This window comes from Dactylosporangium roseum, from assembly GCF_025264685.1.
GTDB classification, from domain to species: domain Bacteria; phylum Actinomycetota; class Actinomycetes; order Mycobacteriales; family Micromonosporaceae; genus Dactylosporangium; species Dactylosporangium roseum.
Window position 1 is genome coordinate 1851003 of sequence record NZ_CP073721.1, and the last position, 24140, is coordinate 1875142.

General features: G+C 70.6%; 16 protein-coding genes. 6 read left to right on the top strand and 10 right to left on the bottom strand.

Going from position 1 to position 24140, the window contains the following annotated elements:
• Window positions 1–9 precede the first annotated feature (9 nt).
• Window positions 10–7065, top strand: a complete 7056-nt coding sequence (locus Drose_RS09360; protein ID WP_260727776.1) for an RHS repeat-associated core domain-containing protein — start codon at window positions 10–12, stop codon at window positions 7063–7065.
• Between the two features lie 46 nt (window positions 7066–7111).
• A complete protein-coding gene (locus Drose_RS09365; protein WP_260727777.1) occupies window positions 7112–7789 on the top strand; it encodes a hypothetical protein in 678 nt (225 codons plus the stop codon).
• 420 nt (window positions 7790–8209) lie between these two features.
• Here the strand turns inward: Drose_RS09365 and mug are convergent, their stop codons facing one another.
• Window positions 8210–8806: a G/U mismatch-specific DNA glycosylase gene (gene mug / locus Drose_RS09370; RefSeq protein ID WP_260727778.1), complete on the bottom strand. Its 597-nt coding sequence runs from the start codon at window positions 8804–8806 to the stop codon at window positions 8210–8212.
• 176 nt (window positions 8807–8982) lie between these two features.
• Here mug and Drose_RS09375 point away from each other — a divergent pair, with 176 nt between their 5' ends.
• Window positions 8983–9402: a RidA family protein gene (locus tag Drose_RS09375; RefSeq protein WP_260727779.1), complete on the top strand. Its 420-nt coding sequence runs from the start codon at window positions 8983–8985 to the stop codon at window positions 9400–9402.
• A gap of 39 nt (window positions 9403–9441) precedes the next feature.
• Here Drose_RS09375 and Drose_RS09380 read toward each other — a convergent pair whose 3' ends face one another.
• Both Drose_RS09380 and Drose_RS09385 read right to left on the bottom strand, forming a co-directional pair.
• Entirely contained in the window at window positions 9442–9825 is a 384-nt protein-coding gene (locus Drose_RS09380) for a histone-like nucleoid-structuring protein Lsr2 (RefSeq protein WP_260727780.1), read from the bottom strand.
• A 191-nt stretch (window positions 9826–10016) separates the two neighbouring features.
• Window positions 10017–10697, bottom strand: coding sequence for a pentapeptide repeat-containing protein (locus Drose_RS09385; protein ID WP_260727781.1), 681 nt, complete (start codon window positions 10695–10697; stop codon window positions 10017–10019).
• A gap of 329 nt (window positions 10698–11026) precedes the next feature.
• On the opposite strand from Drose_RS09385, the gene hrpA reads away from it, so the two are divergent.
• Complete coding sequence (gene hrpA / locus Drose_RS09390; RefSeq protein ID WP_390891426.1) at window positions 11027–14932, top strand: ATP-dependent RNA helicase HrpA; 3906 nt, start codon at window positions 11027–11029, stop codon at window positions 14930–14932.
• On the opposite strand, the gene Drose_RS09395 is transcribed toward hrpA, so the two are convergent.
• The 5 genes from Drose_RS09395 to Drose_RS09415 form a co-directional block, all read right to left on the bottom strand.
• Window positions 14902–16197, bottom strand: a complete 1296-nt coding sequence (locus Drose_RS09395; RefSeq protein ID WP_260727783.1) for an MFS transporter — start codon at window positions 16195–16197, stop codon at window positions 14902–14904. The genes hrpA and Drose_RS09395 overlap by 31 nt on opposite strands.
• 95 nt (window positions 16198–16292) lie before the next feature.
• A complete protein-coding gene (locus tag Drose_RS09400; protein WP_260727784.1) occupies window positions 16293–17327 on the bottom strand; it encodes a hypothetical protein in 1035 nt (344 codons plus the stop codon).
• Window positions 17328–17372: 45 nt separating this feature from the next.
• On the bottom strand, window positions 17373–18428 hold the full coding sequence (locus Drose_RS09405) for a cytochrome d ubiquinol oxidase subunit II (protein ID WP_260727785.1): 1056 nt from the start codon (window positions 18426–18428) through the stop codon (window positions 17373–17375).
• Window position 18429: 1 nt separating this feature from the next.
• Window positions 18430–19845, bottom strand: coding sequence for a cytochrome ubiquinol oxidase subunit I (locus tag Drose_RS09410; RefSeq protein ID WP_260727786.1), 1416 nt, complete (start codon window positions 19843–19845; stop codon window positions 18430–18432).
• Between the two features lie 164 nt (window positions 19846–20009).
• Window positions 20010–20150: a hypothetical protein gene (locus Drose_RS09415; protein WP_260727787.1), complete on the bottom strand. Its 141-nt coding sequence runs from the start codon at window positions 20148–20150 to the stop codon at window positions 20010–20012.
• A 116-nt stretch (window positions 20151–20266) separates the two neighbouring features.
• Between Drose_RS09415 and Drose_RS09420 the strand changes: the two genes are divergently transcribed.
• Complete coding sequence (locus Drose_RS09420) at window positions 20267–21604, top strand: hypothetical protein (protein ID WP_260727788.1); 1338 nt, start codon at window positions 20267–20269, stop codon at window positions 21602–21604.
• A gap of 12 nt (window positions 21605–21616) precedes the next feature.
• On the opposite strand, the gene Drose_RS09425 is transcribed toward Drose_RS09420, so the two are convergent.
• Complete coding sequence (locus Drose_RS09425; protein WP_260727789.1) at window positions 21617–22180, bottom strand: GNAT family N-acetyltransferase; 564 nt, start codon at window positions 22178–22180, stop codon at window positions 21617–21619.
• A 49-nt stretch (window positions 22181–22229) separates the two neighbouring features.
• The gene (locus Drose_RS09430) at window positions 22230–23255 is read right to left on the bottom strand and encodes an NADP-dependent oxidoreductase (protein WP_390891427.1); all 1026 of its coding nucleotides are present in this window, start codon (window positions 23253–23255) and stop codon (window positions 22230–22232) included.
• 236 nt (window positions 23256–23491) lie between these two features.
• Between Drose_RS09430 and Drose_RS09435 the strand changes: the two genes are divergently transcribed.
• Complete coding sequence (locus Drose_RS09435) at window positions 23492–24112, top strand: DUF998 domain-containing protein (protein ID WP_260727791.1); 621 nt, start codon at window positions 23492–23494, stop codon at window positions 24110–24112.
• Window positions 24113–24140 lie beyond the last annotated feature (28 nt).

Consider the following 24140-nt stretch of genomic DNA (forward strand, 5'->3'; position numbering starts at 1 on the left):
AGGTTGTCGGTGCAGGACTCTTCACTGCTCCCGGACGTGCCGGCGTTGCTGACCGCGCGCCGGGCGTGGTCCGTCGCGCGTGGCCGGGGACGGTTGGGGCTGCTGCTGGCGTTGCCGCTGGCGCTGGTGGTGTCGATCGGCGGCCAGGCCCCGGCGTTCGCGGCGCCGCCGAAGCCGTTCTCACCGGCGCGGGCGGCCAAGGTGCCCAGCGTGCGGACGAAGCCGATCACGGCCGGCAAGCCGATCGCCGACACCAGCAAACCGGCGTCGGCGAACCCGCCCGCGGTCTGGCCGTCGGCGTCCACCGTGGACCTCGACGTCGTGGCCCAGCCGGCGGCGAAGACCGTGACGTCGGCGAGCGTCGGCAGTCCGGTCAGCGTCGGCGTCCCGGCCTCGACGAAGCAGGCCCGGACGGTCGGCGCGGCGAGCGTGGCGGTGCCGGCCCGGGTCCGCGTCGACGTGCTCGACCAGCAGGCCTCGGCCAAGGCCGATGTGCGCGGCCTGCTGCTCAAGGTCGACCGCGCCGACAACAACAGCGGTGTCGGCATGGTGAACGTGACCGTCGACTACAGCCGGTTCGCCACCGCCTACGGCGCGGACTGGTCGACCCGGTTGCGGCTGGTCGAACTGCCGGCGTGCGCGATGAGCACACCGGACCAGCCGCAGTGCCGCGGCACCGTGCTGGCCGGCCGCAACGACACCAAGGCCGGCAAGGTCTCGGCCGACGTCACCGTCGGCACCGCCACCGGCGCACCGGCGCAGACCACCGGAGCCGGTGGCACGGGCGGGGCGCGGCTGCTCGCGCTGACGGCCGGCACGTCGGGTTCCGCGGGCAGCTACAGCGCCACCAGCCTGTCGTCGTCGAGCACCTGGTCCGCCGGCGGCTCGTCGGGCGACTTCACCTGGTCGTACCCGATGCGGACCCCGCCGTCGCCGGGCGGCCCGTCGCCGACGCTGCAGGTCACCTACTCGGCGCAGTCCGTCGACGGGCGCATGGTCACCTCGAACAACCAGCCGTCGATCATCGGTGAGGGTTTCGAGCTGACCACGACCGGCTACATCGAACGCCGCTACAAAAGCTGCGGCGACGACCAGGCGGGCGGCGGCAACAACACCACCAAGACCGGCGACCAGTGCTGGGCCACCGACAACGCCACGATGAACCTCAACGGCAACGGCTCCGAGCTCATCCGGGACAACACCAACCCGAACCTGTGGCACCCGCGCAACGACGACGGTTCCCGCGTCGAACGCAAGACGGGGGCACCGAACGGTGACAACGACGGTGAGTGGTGGGTGGTCACCACCGTCAACGGCACCCAGTACTGGTTCGGCCGTAACCAGCTTCCGGGTGCGCCCGCCGGCACGACGACGAACTCGACGTGGACGTCGCCGGTGTTCGGTAACCACACCGGGGAGCCGTGCCACGCGGCGACGTTCGCCGCGTCGTCGTGCACCCAGGCGTACCGGTGGAACCTCGACTACGTCGTCGACCCGCACCAGAACACGATGTCGTACTGGTACGGCACCGAGACGAACTACTACAGCAAGAACCAGGGCGCGCAGGCGCAGTACATCCGCGGCGGCTACCTCGACCACGTCGACTACGGCACCCGGGTCGAGAACGTCCAGGTCCCGCTGGACTACACCACCGGCGCCGACACCGCGTTCACCGGTCACGCGGCCGCCCGGATCAGCTACGCCTACGCGGATCGGTGCCTGTCCGGTTGTACGACCAAGGACAAGGCGCACTGGCCCGACACGCCGTGGGACCTCAACTGCAACAGCGGCGCCACCTGCGAGCAGACCTCGCCGTCGTTCTGGACGACCCGCCGGCTCGCCTCGATCACCACGAAGGTGTGGAACACCGCCACGTCGGCGTTCCGTGACGTCGAGCGGTGGACCCTCACCCACTCGTACCCGGACCCGGGGGACGGCACCCGGGCCGGTCTGTGGTTGCAGAAGGTCTCCCACGAGGGCCTCGTCAGCACACCGGCGACGGCGATCCCGGACGTGACGTTCGTTCCGACCCAGATGCACAACCGGGTCGACGCCGTCGACGTATCGCCGTCGATGAACTGGAGCCGGCTCACCGCGATCAACACCGAGACCGGCGCCCAGATTCAGATCGTCTACTCCGGGCGGGACTGCGTCAGGGGTTCGCGGATGCCGTCGGCGCCGGAGAACAACACGCTGCGCTGTTACCCGGTGCGCTGGACCCCGGACCCGATCACCGGCGAGATCACCGACTACTTCCACAAGTACGTCGTGGACAAGGTCATCGAGAACGACCTCACCGGCGGCTCCAAGCGGGTGCTGCACCAGTACACCTACATCGGCGACCCGGCCTGGCACTACGCCGACGACGACGGGCTGATCACCGCCGACCAGAAGACCTGGAACGTCTGGCGCGGCTACGCCAAGGTCGGCACCTCGGCCGGTGAGGCACCGACCGCGCCCGGCAACCCGGACGAGCGCACCTACAGCGAGACGCTGTACTTCCGCGGCATGCACGGCGACAAACTCCCGTCGGGCACTCGAACCGTCAACGTGGTCGACTCGCAGGGCGGCAGCGTCCCGGACGAGGACGCCTACGCCGGCATGATCCGAGAGTCCCGCACGTTCAACGGCGTCGGCGGCGCCGAGGTGTCCGGCGCGATCAACGACCCGTGGCAGTCCGCGGCCACCGCCACCCGCACCGTCAACGGCATCACCACCACCGCGAAGTTCGTCAACACCCAGGCGGTGCACAGCCGTACCGCCCTGGACGGCGGCCGCGGCTCCCGGGTCTCGTCGACGAAGAACACCTTCGACAACTACGGCATGATCACCAGCGCCACCGACTACGGCGACGACGCGGTCACCGGCGACGAGCAGTGCGTCACCACCACCTACGAGCCGCGCAACACCACGGTGTGGCTCATGAGCGCACAACACCGCACCCAGAGCTACGCGGTCGACTGCGACAAGGTCCTCACCGGCCCGATCACCCAGGCCGACGTCATCGGCGACAGCCGCACCTACTACGACGGCGCCACCGTCTTCGGCACCGCACCCGGCAAAGGCGACGTCACCAAGACCGAGGCGCTGAGCACGTGGAGCGCGACCAGCCCGACGTACTACCAATTGACGAGGTCGAACTACGACGCGCTGGGACGGGTCGTCGAGTCGTGGGACGCGATGAACTTCCGCTCGGCCACCGAGTACGTTCCCGCCACCACCGGCCCGGTCACCCAGACCAAGGACACCAACCCCCTCGGGTGGACCACGACCACCAACGTGGAACCGGCGTGGGGCCTGGCGACGTCCACGGTGGACCCCAACGGGCGGCGCACCGACCTGGTCTACGACGGTCTCGGCCGGCTCACCGACGTGTGGCTGCCCGGCCGCGCCATGGCGACCTACCCGAACGCCGCCAACCTCCACTACGACTACCTGATCCGCACCGACGGCGCCAACGCCGTCACCACCAAGCAACTCAACCCCGCCGGCGGCTACACCGTCTCGTACAGCCTCTTCGACGGCCTCGTGCGGCAGCGGCAGACCCAGACCGCGTCCCCGGCCGGCGGGCGGATCCTCACCGACGTCTTCTACGACACCGCCGGCCGGGCGGTGCGCAGCTTCGCCCCCTACCACGACGCCTCCGGCGCGCCGGGCACCACGATCGTCGCCCCGGTCGACGAGGGCCGCACCGTGCCCACCCAGACCCGCCTCGAGTTCGACGGCGCGGGCCGGCAGACCGCGCAGATCTTCCAGCCGTACAACACCGAACGGTGGCGCACCAGCACCTACTACGGCGGCGACCATACCGCGGTCACCCCGCCCGAGGGCGGCACCGGGACCCTGACCATCGTCGACGAGAACGGCCGCACCACCGAGTTCCGCCAGTTCGCGACCCGGGTGCCGGGCGGGCTCAACGCCGCCCCGTCCACCTACGACAAGACCACCTACGACTACAACCGGCGCGGCCTGCTGGAGAAGGTCACCGACCCGGCCGGGTTCGAGTGGACCTACGGCTACGACCTGCGCGGCCGCAACACCACCACCACCGACCCGGACACGGGCACCACCACCAAGAACTACGACAACAACGGCCGGGTCATCTCGGCCAAGGACAGCCGCAACAGGGTCGTCGTCTACACCTACGACAACCTCAACCGGAAGACCGGCCTCTACCAGACGTCCGTCACCGCGGCGAACCGGCTGGCCACCTGGACCTACGACGCCAGCACCTTCGCGGACAACGTCACCGTCGCCCTGGGCTACCCCACGACGTCGACCCGCTACGACAGCGGACGCGAATACGCCACGACCGTCATGCACTACAACGACCAGTACCAGCCGACCAAGACCAAGATCAGCATTCCCGCGGGTGAGACCGGGCTCGCCGGCGACTACGTCTACGAGACCGGCTACGCCGTCGACGGCACCGTCAACAGCACCACCTCGCCCGCCGTGGGCGACCTCACCGGCGAATCGCTGGAGTTCGCCTACGACGCCCTCGGCATGCCCACCACGCTGAACAGCAACTACGGCGGGGTCGCGCGCTGGCTGGTGCAGAACACCTCCTACAGCGCCATCGCGCAGCCGACCCAGTTCAAGCTGGCCACCGGCACCGTCGCCACCGGCGACGGCGACGACAACGGCCCCTTCACCTACCTCGTCCGCGACTACGAGCTCGAGACCGGGCGCCTGACCCGCCTCACGACCCAGCGCGACACGGTCTCCCCGAACACCGTCGCCGATCTGCACTACACCTACAACGACTACGGCACGATCACCAAGATCGCCGACACCCCGGCCGGTGGCACCGCCGACGTGCAGTGCTTCACCCACGACCGCTACGAACGGCTGACCGAGGCCTGGACACCCCTGTCAGGGGACTGCGCCGGAGCGAAGACGCTCGGCGGGCCCGCCCCGTACCGGGTGGCCTACGAGTACGACACCGTCGGCCGGCGCACCAAGCAGACCCAGTACGCCACCGCCGCCGGCGACGCGGTCACCACCTACACCTACCCGACGGGCACCACCCCGGCGGCCACGGTCCGCCCGCACACCCTCACCGGCACCTCCACCACCGACACCAACGGCACCCGGACCGCCTCCTACACCTACGACAACGCCGGCAACACCGTCATGAGGCCCGGCGCCAACGGCGGCCAGTCCCTGCAGTGGGATCACGAGGGCCGGCTGTCCAGCGTCACCGACACCAGCGGCACCGTCAGCTTCCTCTACGACGCCGACGGCAACAGGCTCATCCGCCGTGACGCCACCGGCAAGACGCTGTACCTGCCCGACACCGAGGTCCGGTACAACTCCCAGACCACCGCCAGGACCTGCACCAGGTTCTACAGCTTCGGCGGCACCACCGTCGCCCAGCGCACCGCGTCCGGGATCACCTGGCTGTCCAGCGACCACCAGGGCACCGCCGACGTCTCCATCGTCGCCACCACCCAGGCCGCGACGGTCCGGCGGCAGCAGCCGTTCGGCGAGAACCGCGGCAACAGCGTCGCCTGGCCCAACGAGAAGGGCTTCGTCGGCGGCACCAACGACCCCACCGGCCTGGTGCAGGTCGGCGCCCGCTACTACGACCCGGCCATCGGACGGTTCATCTCCGCCGACCCCGTCGTCGACCACAGCGACCCGCAGCAGTTGCAGGGCTACGCCTACGCCGAGAACAGCCCGATCTCGCACAGCGACGCGACCGGACTGCGCACCGACGAGCAGTACTACGGCAAGTCCGGCGCGGCCACCATGAACGCCTACATGGACCCGCAAGAGAAGAAGCGGCTGTGGGACCAGGAGGCGAAACGCGTCAAGGAACAGCAGCACCGGGCCTGGTGCAAGAAGAACCCCATCAGATGCGGGTTGAAGAAGGCCGGGACCGCGACGGTGAACTGGGTCGACGAGCACAAGGCCGAAATCATCGGCACCGTCGCCAGCATCGCCGTCGGCGTCGGATGCGGCCTCGCGATCGGCTGGACCGGCGTCGGCACCGTCGCCTGCGGCGCCCTCGCCGGAGCCGTCGGCAGCATGGTCACCTACGCCATCCAGACCAAAGTCGAAGGCAAAAGCAACTTCTCCTGGGGCGGCATGCTCGCCGCGGGAGCTGTCGGCGCCATCGTCGGCGGCGTCATGGGCGGCCTCGGCTCCATCGCCGGCCAAGCCCTCAAAGCCGGCGTCTCCAGCCTCATTTCCGGCGCGGGCGCCAAGGCTGCCGCCGAAGCCGGCAAGAAAGCCGCTGCCGCCGAGTCCCGCGCCATTACAGAAGGCGTGAAGAACGCCTTCAAACCCCGCGCAGGAGGAGGTAAGCCCGCTGTAAGCGGATGCGGCCATAGTTTCACTCCGGACACCAAGCTCCTCATGGCGGACGGTGGTCAAAAGCCGATCAAAGACGTCCAGGTCGGCGACACTGTGCTAGCGACCGATCCGATCAGCGGCGAGACGGCACCGCAGAAGGTGCTCGCGGTCCATATCAACCGCGATACGGCGTTCACCGACCTTGTCGTGAAGAGCTCCAGTGGTGTGCCGGCCGCGGTCAAGACCTCACAGAACCATCCCTTCTGGGACGAGGAACGCGAGATCTGGGTCAATGCGGGTGACCTGCAGCCTGGCATTGACCTCTATTCGGAGGGTGCTGGTGGACCCGAGGTCGTAGAGGTTCGCAACTACCTCGGTGCCGGCTTCATGTACGACCTCACCGTTGCGGAATTTCACACGTTCTACGTGATCGCCGGTCAATCTCCGGTACTTGTGCACAACTCAAATCGCACCTGCGGAGTGAACTTCCCTGAATCTGTGAAGCAGGAAGCTGTTGATCTGAATCTTATAAGGAACGATCTCGTGCTCCGTTGCGAGTACTGCAATCAGCCGATCCAATTTGCGAACAAGAGTGCTCGTGGTGTTACCCCACCAGGAAACGATCTCGCATACGACCACTTCAACCCAGTGAAGCTAGGGGGTAAGGGTACCCCTGACAACATCGTGATATCCTGCCGCCAGTGTAATCGCGAAAAGAGCGACATGCCGGGACCTGATTGGCTCAAGAAGCTGACCGGGAAATGACGCTTCATGTGGCTCCTTCCCCGACTGGTGCTGCGGAGGTATTACTGTGTCAGTAAATGATCTCGCGGAGCGACTTCCCGACGTCGAAAATTTACGGAACATCAGTCGTAGCCTTGCGGCCCTGGACGCGATCGTTATGCTCGACTGGGAATCAAGGTACTACTCGTACGATTCCACTTGGGGGGCGGACGAGCAGCTCGCGTCCATGAAAAATGATAGTGGAGACGAATACTCTATCGTCTTTGGCCCGACGGGCGTATTTATACGTGGGTTCGATCATGAGTCATCCATGAGTCCCTACCGCCGCTCGCCGCACCAACCCTGGCCCGGCGTAATCGATAGTGTGCCTGAGGAATTTCGGCAATACGTATTCGAGCCAGCCTTTTCCAGTGGCGAGTTTCCGCTGATCACTGTCTGTCTTTGGAGGCTCAGCGGAAGCGACTCCCGATGGCGTTTTGGTGAAATTGAATATCCGGAAGGCGAAGCGGACCCGGACGGTTCGGGATGGATGTTCGACCTGGTGGTGAATCGTAGCCCACTTCTGTACGTTGGCTTCGCTGAGGATGCCTACGAAGTTGAACTCGACGAGAGTGCTGTCGCTGCGGTGTACGACCTGGAGCCGATGACGCAGGAGTTGATCGGCCGCTTGAATCCGGAATTGCTGCTGGATGAAGCTCGCGAATCACTCGAGGCAATTGGCTATCCCGTCCTTGGTGACTCGTGAGGCCAGTAACTGAATTAACGTCGCGGATCGCATCAGGGTGGACGATCCGTAGTTCAGCCGTGCGGTCGTCCGTCAACCCCGGTGTTGTGCGCGGGGACGGTGACGCACGGTCGTGCGGGTGGGTGTCTGTCGCTCGCGGTCGCGGCTGGACCGGGCGGCGCGTTCCGGGCCGGGCGACTGCTTGATCATGGGAAAGATGTGGCTGTCGGGGTAGCCACATCTTTCCCATGATCATGGGGTCGAGGGGCATGGCGGCCGATTGCGCCGGAACCCGCGCTTCCTCCACATCCGGCGCTCGTTCATGCCGGCTTCACGGGCGCCGGCGATGGTCCAGACGGTGCCCTCATCGCGGATCACACGATGATGCGTCGGGCCGTCACGAAGGTCACCAGGACCTTCTGCGGGCCACCGGTGGGCGTACTACGCCGGGACCTCGATCGCCTCGCGGAGTCGGGCGAATTCTTCGGCGAGCTGGTCGAGCTGGTAGTGGGCGTTGAGGCCGCTCGGGTTGGGCAGAATCCACAGCCGGGTGCCGGCGAGCTCCCGCTCCTGCGGCCCGACCCGCACGTGCCGCGCGGTGAACGCGGTCCGGAACGCGGTCACGCCCAGTACCGCCAGCCAGCGCGGGGTGAACCGGGCGACCTTGTCGCGGAGGATCCGGCCGCCCGCGGTCAGCTCCTCGCGGGTCAGCTCGTCGGCGCGGGCGGTCGCGCGGGCCGCCAGGTTGGTGATGCCCAGCCCGTACCCGAGGAGTAGCTCCTGCTCGTCCGGGCGGAGCTGCCGGGGTGTGAAGCCGCCGAGCCGCAGGGCGGCCCAGAACCGGTTGCCGGGGCGGGCGAAGTGGTGGCCCGTGGCCGCGGACCACAGGCCGGGGTTGATGCCGCACAGCAGTACGTCGAGGTTGGGGGCGATGACGTCGGGGAGCAGCTTGTCGGCGGCCGTGAGCAGCTCCTCCCGGCTGAACCGCACGCGGGGCCGCTCGTTCCGGCTCCCGCTCCCCCACACCGTCGACCCCACGCCGACCAGGATGCCAGGCTCGCCTACACCACTGTCCACCCCCCTTTGCGCGTCGATCTTGCAGTCGTGGTGCCGAGACGCTCCCTGAATGCCCGGTTTGTCAGGCACCACAACTGCAAGATCGACGCGCGACAAGCCGGCGAACGTTGGTCGGCGGAAGCACTAGCCTCTGAGGCATGGATAAGCGGCGGTTGATCTCGAGCGGATCGACGTTCGAGAAGGAGATCGGGTACTCGCGGGCGGTCGTCGACGACGACTGGGTGCACGTCTCGGGTACGACCGGCTTCGACTACGGCGCGATGACGATCGCGGATGACGTGGTGGAGCAGGCCGAACAGTGCTGGCGGAACATCGACGCGGCCCTGCGGGAGGCGGGGGCGAGCGTCGATGACGTCGTCCGGGTGCGATACCTCCTGCCCGACGCCGCCGACTTCGAGCCCTGCTGGCCGGTGCTGCGCCGCTGGCTCGGCGACGTGCGGCCGGCGGCGACGATGCAGGTCTGCGGCCTGTCGGACCCGCGGATGCGGATCGAGATCGAGGTGACGGCGCGTCGTACCGGCAGCCGGGTGGCGCAGGGCCTCGGCTGGCCCCGGTAGTGGTCGCGCCGCGGCGGTTGTTCGGGCCGCGCGGGGCGGTCACGAGTCGTCGCGATCGGCCTGCTGTTCGCGGCGCTCGGCTTCGAATTGGCTGACCAGCTCGCGGCTCATCCGGCCGCGGTCGGCGACGTCGAGGCCGCGGCGCTGCCCCCATTCGCGGATCGCGCGGTTGCGTTCCCGGCTGACGCGCCTGGAATCGCGCTCCGGCAGGTATGAGCGGCCCCGGCTGGTTCCCACGACGCCGCCGCGGCCTACCTTGCGGGCGACGGTGACGTACGGTTCCAGCGACTCGCGGAGCAGGTGTGCGTTCGTCGTCGACAGGTCGATCTCGTACCGGATGCCGTCGAGTTCGAAGGTCAGGCTCTCGTCCGCCGGTCCGCCGTCCAGGTCGTCGACGAGGGTGTGGATTACGCGCCGAGCCATGGTTCTTCCCTCTCCAGCCGGTTCACCGGCGATCACGCTGCTTGCTTCGGTTCAGGGAAGGAGCGATCTTCATCGCCGGGCTGTTACTCACCGGTCGCGGAAGACCGCAGAGGGCAGCGCTACGGCGGGCAGGCGTCACCGGTCGCCATGCCGCAAGGTGCCTCAGGGCAGCGGGTGGTCCAGGGCTGGGGTCAGGCGTCTTCGACGGTGATGTCCAGCGCCGTGGCGAGGGTGCGGGACAGCGCGATCAGATCGCCGGTCGAGATGCTCGCGCCGGCGAAGCTGGTCACGCCGCCGATGCCGGCGAGCGTGCAGCCGACGAGCCGGGTGCCGGTCATCTTCGCGCCGGAGAACTGGGCGCCGCTGAGGTCGCAGCGGCTGAAGCTCGCGCCGGTCAGGTCCGCGCCGGAGAAGTCCGCCCCGGCCAGGTTGCAGTCGTCGAACTGTACGGCCCGGAACCGGGCGGACCGGAAGACGGCCAGGTCGGCGCGGGAGTCGAGCAGCGTCACGTCCCGGAGATGGCCGTCGATCCACTGCAGCCCGGTGAGCCGCGATCCGCGCACCGCGACCCGGACGAGGGACGACTGGTCGCCGCGGAGGTTGGCAAGGTTGGTGTTCTCGATGAGACAGTCGGTGAGCGAGACCTTGACGAGGGAGGTGCCGCTGAGATCGGCGCGGTTGAACCGGCACTGGTCGAACTCGGCGCCCTTGGCGCAGCGGCCGCTCAGGTCGATGTCGTAGTAGCCGAGTGCGACGTAGGTCGCCTCGTCCCGCAGGTCGTCCTCGTCGGCGGTGGCCAGCTCGAGCGCCTTCGGCGGCCGTGGCCGGGCCGGCGGGGGTCCAGCCGGACGGGCCGTTGACGGAGAGGGCATGGGTGTGACGTTAGTGGCAGGAGTGCCGCCGCGACGAGCCGCCCCGACGGGCGGCTGGCAAAATCACCGGGCAATCGTGGCGATACGTGCCTATCCTTGCGAGCGTTATGTCTGAGGTGCCCCGACACACCGGCCCGAGCCGCCCCGGTAGGCCGAACAAGGCCGCCGCGCGGAGCCAGTCCGGCACGGCGGACAAGCCCGGTGCGCACGGTCGCGCCGGCGGTTCCGGCCATTCCAGCGGCCACTCCACCACATCCGGTCACCCGGGCGCGCGCGGCCAGGCCGGCCGCGGACGGGGTCAGACCGGCGCACCGGGTCAACCGGGCGCTCTGAGCCAGGCCGACGCGGCCGCCCACTCCCGCACGTTGAGCGAGCTGCGGGCCCGGCTGGCCGGCCTGATGCCGCTGGACCAGCACCGGCTGCGCCGGCGGATCGACGGGGCGAAGAAGTCGCACCACGTGCAGGCCATCGCCGAGGCGATCCGTGCCGACGTGGAGCGGGCCGAGCAGCGGGTCGCCGCCCGCCGGGCCGCCGTGCCCGAGGTGAGCTATCCCGAGCCGCTGCCGGTCAGCCAGCGCAAGGACGAGATCCTGGCGGCGATCCGGGACCACCAGGTCGTGATCGTCGCGGGCGAGACCGGCTCGGGCAAGACGACGCAGCTTCCGAAGATCTGCCTGGAGCTGGGGCGGGGCGTGACGGGGCAGATCGGCCACACGCAGCCGCGCCGGATCGCCGCCCGTACCGTCGCGGAGCGGGTCGCCGAGGAACTGGGCACCCAACTGGGTGAGACCGTCGGGTTCAAGGTGCGGTTCTCGGACCAGTCCGGCGACCAGACGATGATCAAGGTGATGACGGACGGCATCCTGCTCGCCGAGATGCAGCAGGATCGGCTGCTCCGCCAGTACGACACCCTGATCATCGACGAGGCGCACGAGCGCAGCCTCAACATCGACTTCATCCTCGGGTACCTCAAGCAGTTGCTGCCGCGCCGCCCCGATCTCAAGATCATTATCACCTCGGCGACGATCGACCCCGAGCGGTTCTCCCGCCACTTCGGCGACGCCCCGATCGTGGAGGTGTCCGGCCGCACGTATCCGGTGGAGGTCCGGTACCGGCCGATCGAGGCGCCCGACAAAGGCATCGGGGACGGCGAGGACGACGTCGACCAGTTCGACGCCATCTGCGACGCCGTCCAGGAGTTGCAGGCCGAGGGGCCGGGCGACGTTCTGGTGTTCCTCAGCGGTGAGCGGGAGATCCGCGACACCGCCGACGCCCTGGCCCGCCTCGACCTGCCCAACACCGAGATCCTGCCGCTGTTCGCGCGGCTGTCGTTCGCCGAGCAGCACCGGGTCTTCCAGCCGCACGCCGGGCGCCGGATCGTGCTGGCCACGAACGTGGCGGAGACGTCGCTGACGGTTCCGGGCATCAAGTACGTGGTCGATCCCGGCACGGCGCGGATCTCGCGGTACAGCCACCGCCTGAAGGTGCAGCGGCTGCCGATCGAGCCGATCTCGCAGGCGTCGGCGAACCAGCGGAAGGGCCGCTGCGGGCGCACCTCCGACGGCATCTGCATCCGCCTCTACAGCGAAGAGGACTTCGAGGCCCGCCCGGAGTTCACCGACCCGGAGATTCTCCGCACGAACCTGGCCTCGGTCATCCTGCAGATGATCTCGTTGGGCCTCGGCGACCTGGCCGCGTTCCCGTTCATCGACCCGCCGGACCGCCGCAACGTCACCGCCGGCGTGCAACTGCTCGAAGAGCTGGGCGCGCTGGAGGGCGGCGGCGGTGCGGACGGCCGGCGCCTGACCCCGCTGGGCCGGCGGCTGTCGCAACTGCCGGTCGACCCGCGGCTGGCCCGCATGGTGCTGGAGGCGGAGCGCAACGGCTGTGTCCGCGAGGTCATGGTCATCACGGCGGCGCTGTCGATCCAGGATCCGCGGGAGCGCCCGGCGGACAAGCAGGCCCAGGCGCAGCAGTCGCACGCCCGCTTCGCCGACAAGGACTCCGACTTCGTCGGCTACCTGAACCTGTGGAACTACCTGCGGGAGAAACAGCAGGAGCTGTCCAGCAACCAGTTCCGCAAGCTGTGCCGGGCCGAGTTCCTCAACTACCTGCGGGTCCGCGAGTGGCAGGACATCTTCGGCCAGCTTCGCTCGGTGTTGCGGACCATGGACGTGGCGGTGAACGAGGAGCCGGCTTCGCCGTACCAGATCCACGTCTCGCTGCTGTCGGGCCTGTTGTCGCACGTCGGGCTCAAGGACGCCGAGAAGAACGAGTACCTCGGCGCGCGCGGGGCGCGGTTCGCGGTGTTCCCCGGCTCGGCGCTGTTCCGCAAGACGCCCCGCTGGGTGATGGCCGCGGAGCTGGTGGAGACGACCCGGCTGTGGGCGCGGGTCGCGGCCCGGATCGAGCCGGAGTGGATCGAGCCGCTGGCCGAGCACCTGGTGAAGCGCAACTACAGCGAGCCGCACTGGGAGAAGAAGGCCGCCGCGGTCATGGCGATGGAGAAGGTGACGCTGTACGGCGTGCCGATCGTCTCCTCGCGGAAGGTCAACTACGGCCGGATCGACCCGGTGCTGTCCCGGGAGCTGTTCATCCGGCACGCGCTCGTCGAGGGCGACTGGGAGACCCAGCACGCGTTCTTCGCCGAGAACCGGCGACTCCTCGACGAGGTCGAGGAGCTGGAGAACCGGGCCCGCCGCCGGGACATCCTGGTCGATGACGAGACGCTGTTCGAGTTCTACGACCAGCGGATCGCGCCGGAGGTCGTCTCCGGCCGGCACTTCGACAGTTGGTGGAAGCAGACCCGCCGCGACCAGCCGGACCTGCTGACCTTCGACCCGGCGATGCTCGTGAACGCGGGCGCCGACGCGGTACGGCAGGAGCAGTACCCGGACGCCTGGGAGCAGGACGGGCAGCGGTTCCGGTTGACGTACCAGTTCGAGCCGGGCACCGACGCGGACGGCGTCACCGTCCACATCGGGCTGCCGGTGCTGGCCCGGGTGCGGGACGCCGACCTGAGCTGGCAGGTCCCGGGCCTGCGCGAGGAGCTGGTGACGTCGCTCATCAAGTCGCTGCCGAAGGCGCTGCGCCGCAACTTCGTCCCCGCCCCGGACACCGCTCGTGACGTGCTGGCCGGCATGCCGGTCCGCGAGGGGCACCTGCTGGAGGCGCTGGAGCGGGAGCTGCGCCGCCTGACCGGTGTCACGGTGCCGCGTGCGGCGTGGGACTGGAGCCGCGTCCCGGAACACCTGAAGATGACGTTCCGGATCGTCGACGACGCCGGTGCCGTGCTCGCGGAGGGCAAGAACCTCGAGGACCTGCGGGCCCGGCTGGCCCCGAAGGTCGAGGAGACCGTCGCCGAGGCGGCCGTCGACGTGACCCGCAGCGGCCTGACCTCCTGGGACTTCGGCGAGTTGCCGCGGACCCTGTCCCGGAAGGTGGCCGGGCACACGCTGACGGTGTATCCGGCACTCGTCGACGAGGGCACCTCGGTCGCGATCAAGGCGTTCGACCTGCCCGCCCGCCAGCAGCTCGAGATGTGGGCCGGGACCCGCCGCCTGCTGTTGCTGACCCTGCCCCCGGCGGCGAAGTTCGTCCAGGGCCGGCTCTCCAACGAGGCGAAGCTGGCGCTGAGCCGCAACCCGCACCGCAATGCCGTCGACCTGCTCGATGACTGCGCCGCGTGCGCCGTCGACCAGCTCATGAGCGACGCCGGCGGACCGGCGTGGGACGCGGCGGGGTTCACGGCGCTGCGTGACCGCGTCCGGGCCGACCTGGTCGATCTGACGCTCGACGTCGTCGGCAGCGTGCGGAAGATCCTGGCCGCCGCGTACGACGTGGAGCAGCGCCTCGCCCGCACCAAGAACCCGCTGCTGCTACCGGCGCTGACCGACATGCGCCAGCAGTTGGCGAAGCTGGTGTACCGCGGGTTCGTCACCGACACCGGCTGGCAGCGCCTGCCGGACCTGGAGCGCTACCTGCGCGGCATCGAACGGCGCCTCGACAAGGTGCCGACCGACCCGGCCCGCGACCGGGACCGGATGCTCACCGTGCAGGAGGTGCGGCGGGAGTACGACGAGCTGGCGGCCGGCATGACGATGTCGCCGAAGCTGCGCGAGATCCGCTGGATGATCGAGGAACTGCGGGTGGGCCTGTTCGCCCAGGCGCTCGGCACCGCATACCCGGTCTCCGACGTGCGCATCTACCGGGCGATGGACGCGCTCTCCGACTGACCGCCGTCAAACGTCCCGCCGGCGCAGGCCGCCGGGCGCTGCCGGACCGCGGGGGCCAGGATCGCGACGACCGCCGCCAGCCCGGCGAGCGTGAGCAGCGCGTTGCCCATCCCGACCACGTCGGCGAGCGCACCGATCAGCGGCGGCCCGACCAGGATCGAGCCGTAGCCGATGCTCGTCACCAGCGCGATCGACTCGGCCGGCCGGTCCGTCTCGCCGGCCGCGCTCACCGCCGCCGGGAACACCAGGCACACGCCGGCGCCCCACAGCAGCGCCCCGGCGTACGTGAGCGGCACCCACGGCGACAGCACCGTCATCAGCACCCCGGCAACGCCGAGAAACCCTCCGATCCGCACCGCGGACGCCCTCCCCAGCCAGCCGGCCAGCGGGGTGCCGAGGAACCGCCCGACGGTCATCGCCGTGGCGAACACGGTGAAGCCCAGCGCCGCCGACGCCTCCGACAGGCCGCGGCCGGTGTCGAGGTACAGCGCGAGCCAGTCGGCGGCGGCCCCTTCGATGGCGGTCGCGCACAGCGTGAGCGCCCCGATGAGCAGCAGCGCCGGATTCCTGGTCACCCGCTTCCGGCGCCGCTGGCCGGCCTGTTCACCAGCCTGTTCATCGGCCCGGGGCCGGCCGGGGCCGCCCTGGTCACGGTGGTCGGCCCGCTCGTCGACGTACCCCAGCAGCCCGATGTACGTGACCACGGCCGCCCCGACGGCGGCGATCGTGAAGTGCACCCCGATCGGCACGTCGTTGCGGGCGGCGAGCGAGCCCAGCGCGGCACCGGCGATCGAGCCGAGGCTCCAGCACGCGTGGTACCGCGGCATCCACTCCCGCCCGGCCCGCCGGTCGACGGCGCTGCCCTGCACGTTCATGGAGACGTCCCACGACCCGTAGACGAGTCCCAGCCCGAAGAGCACCACTCCGAGCTGCACCAGGCTGTCCACCAGCCCGACACAGCCGAGCACCACGGCGGCGACGAACGCGGTGACCGCGACCCAGGTCCGGCTCCCGACCCGCCGGCAGATGTGCCCGGTGACCGGCATCGACAGCAGCGACCCGATCCCGAGCGCGAGCAGTGCCCGCCCGAGCTCACCGGCGGTGACGTCGAGCTGTTTGACGAGGGCCGGGATGCGGGACACCCAGGTCCCGAGCAGCGTTCCGCTCGCGGTGAACACCAGCGCCGTGCCCAGTCCGGCGGTGCTGAGCGGTCGGTGCCGCCGTGCCGGGTCCTGCCGGGCGGGTTGCTGATCGGGCGGTGCCATCGCCCCATCCTGCCCGTCGCCTGCCCGAGCGGCCACCCCGGTTGGCGATCCGCGGCCACCGCGCCGCGGCGGCATGCGGGCGGCGCCGACGCCGCTCAGAGGTCGCCGGGCCGCCGGAAGATGACCGTCTGGTCGCTGCCGCCCGGGCCTGCCGGCGGCGGCACCGGCGGCCGGTGCGGTGCGGCCGGCGGCACACCCGGAACCGGTGGCTGCGGGGCCGGGCTGCCGTAGGTCGACCCGCCGGCGGGCGGGCTCGGGAAGACGGTGGTGGCACCGGACTGCGCGCCGAAGCCGGGGTCGTCCTGCGCGTGCTGGCCCCTGCCGTACGTCGAGCCGTACGTGGTCGGCGTCGGCGTCCCGTAGGCCTGCCCCGCGGCAGGTCCCGGCATCGCCGGATGCATGCCGGTGTCCGGCTCCTCGCGGTCCTTGCGGCGGAAGTAGAAGAGGCTCCCGACGAGGCCCAGGGCCGCCAGGATCGCCACGATGCCGACCCAGAATCCGAAGGACAGGCCGCCGCTGTCGCCGGTCTTGGCGGCCGGCGGATCCTCGGCCTGCGGGATCGCGCCGTTGCCCGCCTCCGGCGGTGCGATCACGACGTCCGAGGCCGCGTCCGTCGGCTCGGCGGTAGCGGAGGACGACGCCTTGCTCGCCGACTTCGTCGGCGACGGGCCGCCCGCAACCCTCACGGCGAAGGTCTCGGCGTTGCCGCCCCGCACACCGATCCGGCCGGAGCCGTTGCCGCCCGACTTGAGCGCGATCTTGAAGGAGCCCCGGACCGACTTGCCCTTGGCGATCTCATTCGGCAGGCGGCAGTTGACCGCGCGTCCGTTGCTGATCGCGCCGCACTCCATGTCCTCGAAGTCCGCCGGGTCGAGCTGGGCGTTCGCCGGCACCGCGAGGGCGACGACGACCGTGTTCTCGGGGATGTCCTCCTTGGTGCGGTTGGTGATCTCGTAGCCGATCGAGGCCTTGTCGCCGGGCTTGCCCTGCACCTCGCGGCTGGCCTTGATCTCCAGGCCGGCGGGTGCCGCGAGCGCGGGGGAGGGGCCGGTGATCAACACGAGCCCGCCGCTGGCGGCGGCCATGCCGAAGGCCGCGACGGCAGTCACCGCCACGCGCCATCGCCGCACGTTCCGAACGTTACCCATAGCTCTGGCGGAGACTAGCAGCATTCGTCAACCCTCGCCCCCGAGCTGTGGTCCGGATCCGGACTGAGCAGCGGATTCGGGTGATGGCCGCGCTGGAGTCTGGGACAGCCGGAATAGCCACCACATCGAGGGTGCGAGGATGGCGGCGCCGACGAGCACCGACCACAGCGTGGCGCGCATCACCGTCGGTGCGGCGGCGACGGATCTCACAGCGGTCGACGGCGGGAGCAGGTACGGGTACTGCGCCGCCGCCCATCCCCACAACACGGCGGCGACGGCGAGCCCGCCGGTGACGCGCACGGCGATGTAGCGGCCGCGCGCGAGCAGCGCGATCGACGCGAGCCCGGCCACGGCGGACACGACGACGAGCGCGGCCGGCAGGGGTCGCAAGAGCCGCCCGGCGAGCCAGCCGGCGTCCAGGGCGACCACGATCAGCCCGACCGCGGCGAGGACCCCGGCGGCGGCTCCGGCCCGGAGCGCCCGGTGCCGCATCGCCGGTACCAGATCGGGGTCCACCCGTTGCGCGTCGAAGGTGAGGAACACGGCGGCGAGGTAGGCGCACACCCCGACGGCGAGGACGCCGGTGGCGACCGAGGTCGGGTTCCACCACGAGGTGAGGAGGGGGCCGCGGCCCTCGCTGAAGGGCGGCACCCGGCCGGACGCGATGCCGCCCACGACGGCGCCGAAGAAGAACGGCGTCGCCACCGACGAGAACGCGAACAGCGCGCCGAACACCTCCTGCCGGCGCGGTGTGACGCTCGTCTTGCGGAACGCGAACCCGGCGCCGCGCCCGATGATGCCGAGTGCGGCGCCGGTGAGCGGGATGTACATGGTCGAGGCGATCGCGGCGAACACGGCCGGGAACCCGGTCCACAGCAGCACGATCGTGAAGATGAGCCAGACGTGGTTGGCCTCCCACACCGGCCCGATCGCGTGCTCGATGAGCTTGCGCTGCCGGTAGCCGGAGCGGGCACCGCCGGCGAACAGGTCCCAGAACCCGGCACCGAAGTCGGCGCCGCCGAAGAGCGCATAGGCGGTGAGGGCGGCGAACAACACCGCGAGCAGGGTGTCGGCGGCGATCATGTCACGGCACCGGGAAGGTCTCGACGTCGGACTCCTGCGGTGCGACCGGCACGGGCTTGTCGCGGGCCAGGCGCCGCAGCACGAAGACGGTGGCGGCGGTCAGCAGCGCGTAGACGATGAGGATGACGGCGAGCCCGACGCGCAGCCCGGGTGCGGTGTTGACGGCGTCGTGGGTGCGCAGGATGCCGTAGACGACCCAGGGCTGGCGGCCGACCTCGGTGGTGATCCAGCCGGCCTCGAGGGCGAGGACGGCGGCCGGGCCGCAGAGTCCGGCGGCGCGCAGGAACCAGCGGTTGGTGAGCCAGTCGCGGCGCCACCTCCAGATGAACCCGAACAGGACGGCGACGGCGAGCATCGCGAACCCGGCGGCGACCATGAGCTGGAACGACCAGTGGACGATGTTGACCGGCGGGCGCTGGTCGGGCGGGACGGTGTTGAGGCCGATGATCTCGGCGTCGGGGTTCCAGTGCGCCAGCAGCGACAGGGCGTTGGGGATCTCGATCGCGTAGCGCAGCTCGCCGTCGACGGCCACGCCGCCGAGGTGCAGTGGCACACCGCGCCGGGTCTCGAAGACGCCTTCCATCGCGGCGAGCTTGATCGGCTGGAATTCGGCGACGAAGTGGGCGGCCCAGTCGCCGACCACGACCTGGACCGGCGTCAGGACGGCGGCGACGGTGAACGGGACGAGGAAGCCCAGGCGGTGGTACCGGTCGGTGCGTCCGCGCAGCATGCCGACCGCGTAGACGGAGGCGATGCAGAAGCCGGTGACCATGAACGCGGCGACCATCATGTGCACCGACTGCGGCCCGGTGGCCGGGTTGAACATGGCGGCCCACGGGTCGACCCCGACGACCCTGCCGTCGACCAGGTCGAAGCCCCGCGGCTGGTTCATCCAGGCGTTGGCGCTGACGACGAAGAAGGTGCCGGCGATGCCGGCGATGAGGATGGGCACGCCCGACCAGATGTGTACGCGCGGGGGGAGCCGGTCCCAGCCGTAGAGGTAGATGCCGAGGAAGATCGCCTCGACGAAGAACGCGAACCCTTCGAGGGTGAACGGCAGGCCGATGACCTGGCCGTACGTCCCCATGAGCCCGGGCCAGAGCAGGCCCATCTCGAAGCTGAGAATGGTGCCGGAGACGGCGCCCACGGCGAACAGCACGCCCATGGCGCGCGCCCACCGGCGGGCGAGGAGCCGGTAGTTGAGGTCGCCGGTGCGGTGGCCGCGCCACTCCATGAACAGGGTGATGGCGGGCATGGCGACGCCGAAGCTGGCGAGGATGATGTGCCACCCGAGCGAGAACCCCATCTGGGTCCGGGCGGCGGCGAAGTCCCCCGGCGTCGCGGCCTCGGCGAGGACGCCGGGCCCCGCCAGGAACGACAGCGGCGGCAGGGCTCCGACAAGGCTTCGGAGCGGCAACCCGGAAAGGGACTCGGAAAGGGACTCGGAAAGCGATCCGGTCAGGGATGCGGACAGGTGTTCCACGAGGCGCCCCCCATTGACGGCGTGGTGTGCCTGGCTCCGCTTCTATCCCCGGCCGTGGGGAACATGCCTGAGGGCGCGGCGATTCCGGCGGTCCGGAGCTACCCCTCCGTGGGTGGCGCCGCGAAGTCGGCCAGCGCCAGCAGCAGCGTGACGACCACGAACCCGACGTAGACCAGCCGCCGCCGGAGCTTCCCGTACGCGTGCCACCAGGCGTATCCGGCCGGCGGCTCGGCCGTCATCCGCATACCCTTGTCGTCGCGCCCAGGGCCGGCGTCGCGGCCAGACCGCCGGTGCGCTCCGCGGCCACATCCACACGCACCGTCGACCGTTGCGGTCGGATGGCATGATCGGCCCCGTGGGCTCCGCGTTACCCGTGGGCCGGGAGATCCTCATCCCCGGTGAGCTGTCGGTCGCCATCGACGAGGGTGGGATCCGCACGGCGTCGGGCATGCTGCCCGCTCTGGTCTACACGACCGAGGGCCTGGAGCGGTACGGCCAGCGCGAGATGGTCTTCGCCGTAGCGCGGACCGGCGCGCCCGCGCCCGGGTATCCGCTGGCGATGGCTCGCACCGTGCACGGCTTCGCCGCCGAGGGGCGGCTCGTCGACGCCGGCGACGTCAGTGTCTTCGGCCGGCCCGGCCTCGACATCGACCACCGCGTGACCGGCTTCGTCTACGCGCAGGCACCCGCCGACCTCCAGTCCACTGTGGATCTGGCCCGTCCGCCGCTGATCGCGCTGCCGCTCCTCGACGGCGAGACGGCGGTGGTGCGGCGGTTCGGGCACGCGAGGGTCCTGTCGCTGCTCGGCGCGCAGGAGCGCTACTACCCGCACCCGTGGTGGTTCCGTCCCGGCCGCGAGCCGGTCGTCGACGACGCCGGGTTCCGCGCCGCGACCCTGCTGTCCCAGGCGCCCGCCTACAACCTGCCGTTCCTGCGGGTCGTCCACGACGGCGACCGGCTGGAGCTGTCCGTCCCCGCCGCCGAGCTGCCGTCGCTGGCGGAGGCGATGCGGGAGGCGCCGGACACCTGCGCGTACCTCCCCGGCCTGGCCGGCACCCCGAAGACGTACGTGTGGGCGCCCGGCCAGCAGGGCCCGGCCGCGATCGTCGCGCCCGGCGGCGAGCCCGCGGCGCGCCTCGGCTGCAACTTCCTGCTCGTCGTCCGCGGCAGCGTCGAGCCGACCGCCCGGCAGGTCGAGGACGGCTTCGCGGTCCTGCTCACCGGCGCGATGCACGCCCGGCTCCTCCAGGCCGTCGAGGCCGGCCGCCCGGTCGAGATCGGCCTGCCCGACGGTGCCGTCGGCGTGCTCGCGTTCCGGCTCGAGGACGCCACCCCGGCGATCGCGCCCCGCGTGGCCGCGCCGGACCCGCACGACCGCGGCCGGATCGTCCTGCTGACGAGCGAGGAGCAGCTACGCCGCTCGACGACCCCGGCCGAGCTGGGCGACTTCGTCGACCGTGCCCGGCTCGTCGTGCACCGGCTCTTCACCGGGGTCCGGCACGCGACGGAGGAGCTGATGCTCGAGTTCCGCCTGGTGCCGTCCCGCCCGGTCTCGGTCCGCATCATGGCCCGCCCCGAGGCTCCGCCCCGTGAACTACAGGTCGTGCTGGAGCGGCAACTGGAGGCGCTGGCACCCCCGACGATCCGCTACACCGAGGTAGCCTTCCAGCTCCACCTGGAGATCCGGCGGTAGGCGACCCGTGTGCTACGAGGCCGGGCTGCGCAGGCGGTAGAGCACGTGCGGTGCCAGCGGGTGGCCGGCGTCGAGGCTCGGGTGGACGAAGTCGTCGGCGGGGTCGTACGTCATGCCGATCCGGCGCATCACCGCCTGTGACGGCGTGTTGGTGACGGTGGTCATCGACACGATCTCGTCCATCCCGGCGCCGCCCGGCCCGCCGTCCACACCGCTGCCGGCGGGCCGGAAGGCGAAGTCGCGGGCCGCGACCGCCGCCTCGGTCGCGTATCCCTTGCCCCAGGCCCGCCGGGCCAGCCGCCAGCCGATCTCCAGCGCCGGAGCCCACGGTGTGTCGATCCGCTGCCAGCTCAGCCCGACGAACCCGATGAACGGGTCGTCGGCCGTGGAGACGGCCCACAGCCCGTAGCCGTACTCGTCGAACTGCCGCTCGATCCGGTCCACGAGCGCATCGCTCTCAGCGCGGGTCAGGGTCCGCGGGAAGTACCGCATCACCCCGGGATCCGCGTTCATCGCCGCGAACGGCGTGCGGTCCTCGTCGGTCCACCGGCGGAGCAGGAGCCTCTCGGTACGCATCCCGCCAGCCTGCCAAACGGGCGCCGGACCGTCACCTCGGTCCGTCACCTCAGACCGGTTCGCCCGGGTCGGCCAGGCGGACGATCATCTTGCCGACGTTCTCGCCGCGCAGCATGCCCAGGAACGCGTCGACGGCGTGGCCGATGCCGTCGACGAACGTCTCGGACACCTTGACCTTGCCCTCCCGCAGCCAGCCGCTCATCTCCTCGACGAACGCCTGCCGCCGGTCCCAGTGGTCCATGACGAGGAACCCGAGCAGGCTCACCCGCTTGCTGATCAGCAGGCTGAGGTTGCGGATGCCGTACGGCTCGGGGCTGTTGTACTGCGAGATCGCGCCGCAGACCGCAACCCGCCCGTGCAGGTTCATCCGGAACAGTGCCGCCTCCAGTTGCTCGCCGCCGACGTTGTCGAAGTAGACGTCGATGCCGTCCGGGGTGAGCTGCTTGAGCTGGGTGCGGATCGGGCCCTCCTTGTAGTTGAAGGCGCCGTCGAAGCCGAGATCGTCGACGAGGTACCGCACCTTCTCCGGCGATCCGGCGCTGCCGATGACCGTCCGGGCGCCGCGCAGCCGGGCGATCTGCCCCGCGAGTGAGCCGACTGCCCCCGCCGCGCCGGAGACGAACACGTTCTCGTCGGGTCGCATGTGCGCCACGTCGAGCAGCCCCGCGTAGGCGGTGAGGCCCGGCATGCCGAGCACGCCGAGGTACGCGGAGGCGGGCGCGATCGTCGTGTCCACGACCCGGGTGTGCCCGGCGTCGAGCACCGCGTACTCCCGCCAGCCGAGCCCGTGCAGAACGCTCGCGCCGACCGGCACGTCCGGGCTCTCCGACGCGACGACGGTCCCGACCGCGCCGCCGTCGAGCGGCCGGTCGAGCTGGAAGGGCGCCACGTACGACGGCACGTCGTTCATCCGGCCGCGCATCGCCGGGTCGACCGACATGACCTCGTTGCGGACCACGACCTGCCCGGGGCCGGGCGCCGGGACGGCCTCCTCGACGAGCCGGAAGTCCTCGGGCGACGGGAAGCCGGTCGGCCGGGCCGCGAGCTGCCAGACCCGGTTGACCCCGCTGCTCACACCGCCGGCACTCATACCACGTCCGGGGTGACCGCACGCATGGCCGAACACAGGGCGAAGCAGACCTGCCGGTCCAGCGGGAGCGCACTCACCCGGCAACGGTAGCGCGCGATTCAGTCGTGCGCGATCGAACCGTGGGTCTCCTCACCGGGGAGCTCGGGATCCACGCGCGGAACCGCGGAACGGGCCGGAGGCCGCCGGGTGCGGCGCCGGCCCACCCACGGCATACTCACCCGGTGCGCAGGGATTTCGTGGCACCGTTCGCGCTGTGGTCCGCTGCCACCGCCCCGGTCCTGCTGATCGGCGGCTGGACCGCCGCCGCGGCCCTGCAACCCACCGGCACCGGCGAGACCGGGCGGTACGACTCCCTCCACGACACGATCAGCGCTCTCGCCGGGCAGGGTGCCGCGTACCGCTGGGTGATGACGGTCGCGCTGCTCGGCGTCGGGCTCTGCCACTGCGTCACCGCCCGCGGCCTGCGCCCGCTCGCCACCGCGGCCCGGGTCATGCTGGGCGCCGGGGGCGTCGCCACGATGCTGGTCGCCGCGTTGCCCGTGCCGTCGACCGGCGAGTCGGGAGCCCACCAGACCGCCGCCACGTTCGCCTTCGCCTGCCTCGCCCTGTGGCCGGCGCTGTGGCGCCGTCCCGGCGGCGGCCCGGTCCAGCCGTCGGCGCCGGTCATGCTCGGCGGCGCGCTCCTGCTCGTCGTCCTCGTGTTCGGCTTCGCGATCGCGCTCGGCACCGGAACCCTGGTCGGCCTGGCCGAGCGCATCGCGTCCGGTGCCGAGGTCACCTGGCCGCTCGTCACCGTGCTCCTGCTGCGCCGCCACGCCGGCCAGCCCGCCGTCATTCCCTGACGGCGGCGCGTGTGTCCCGCACCGCCCG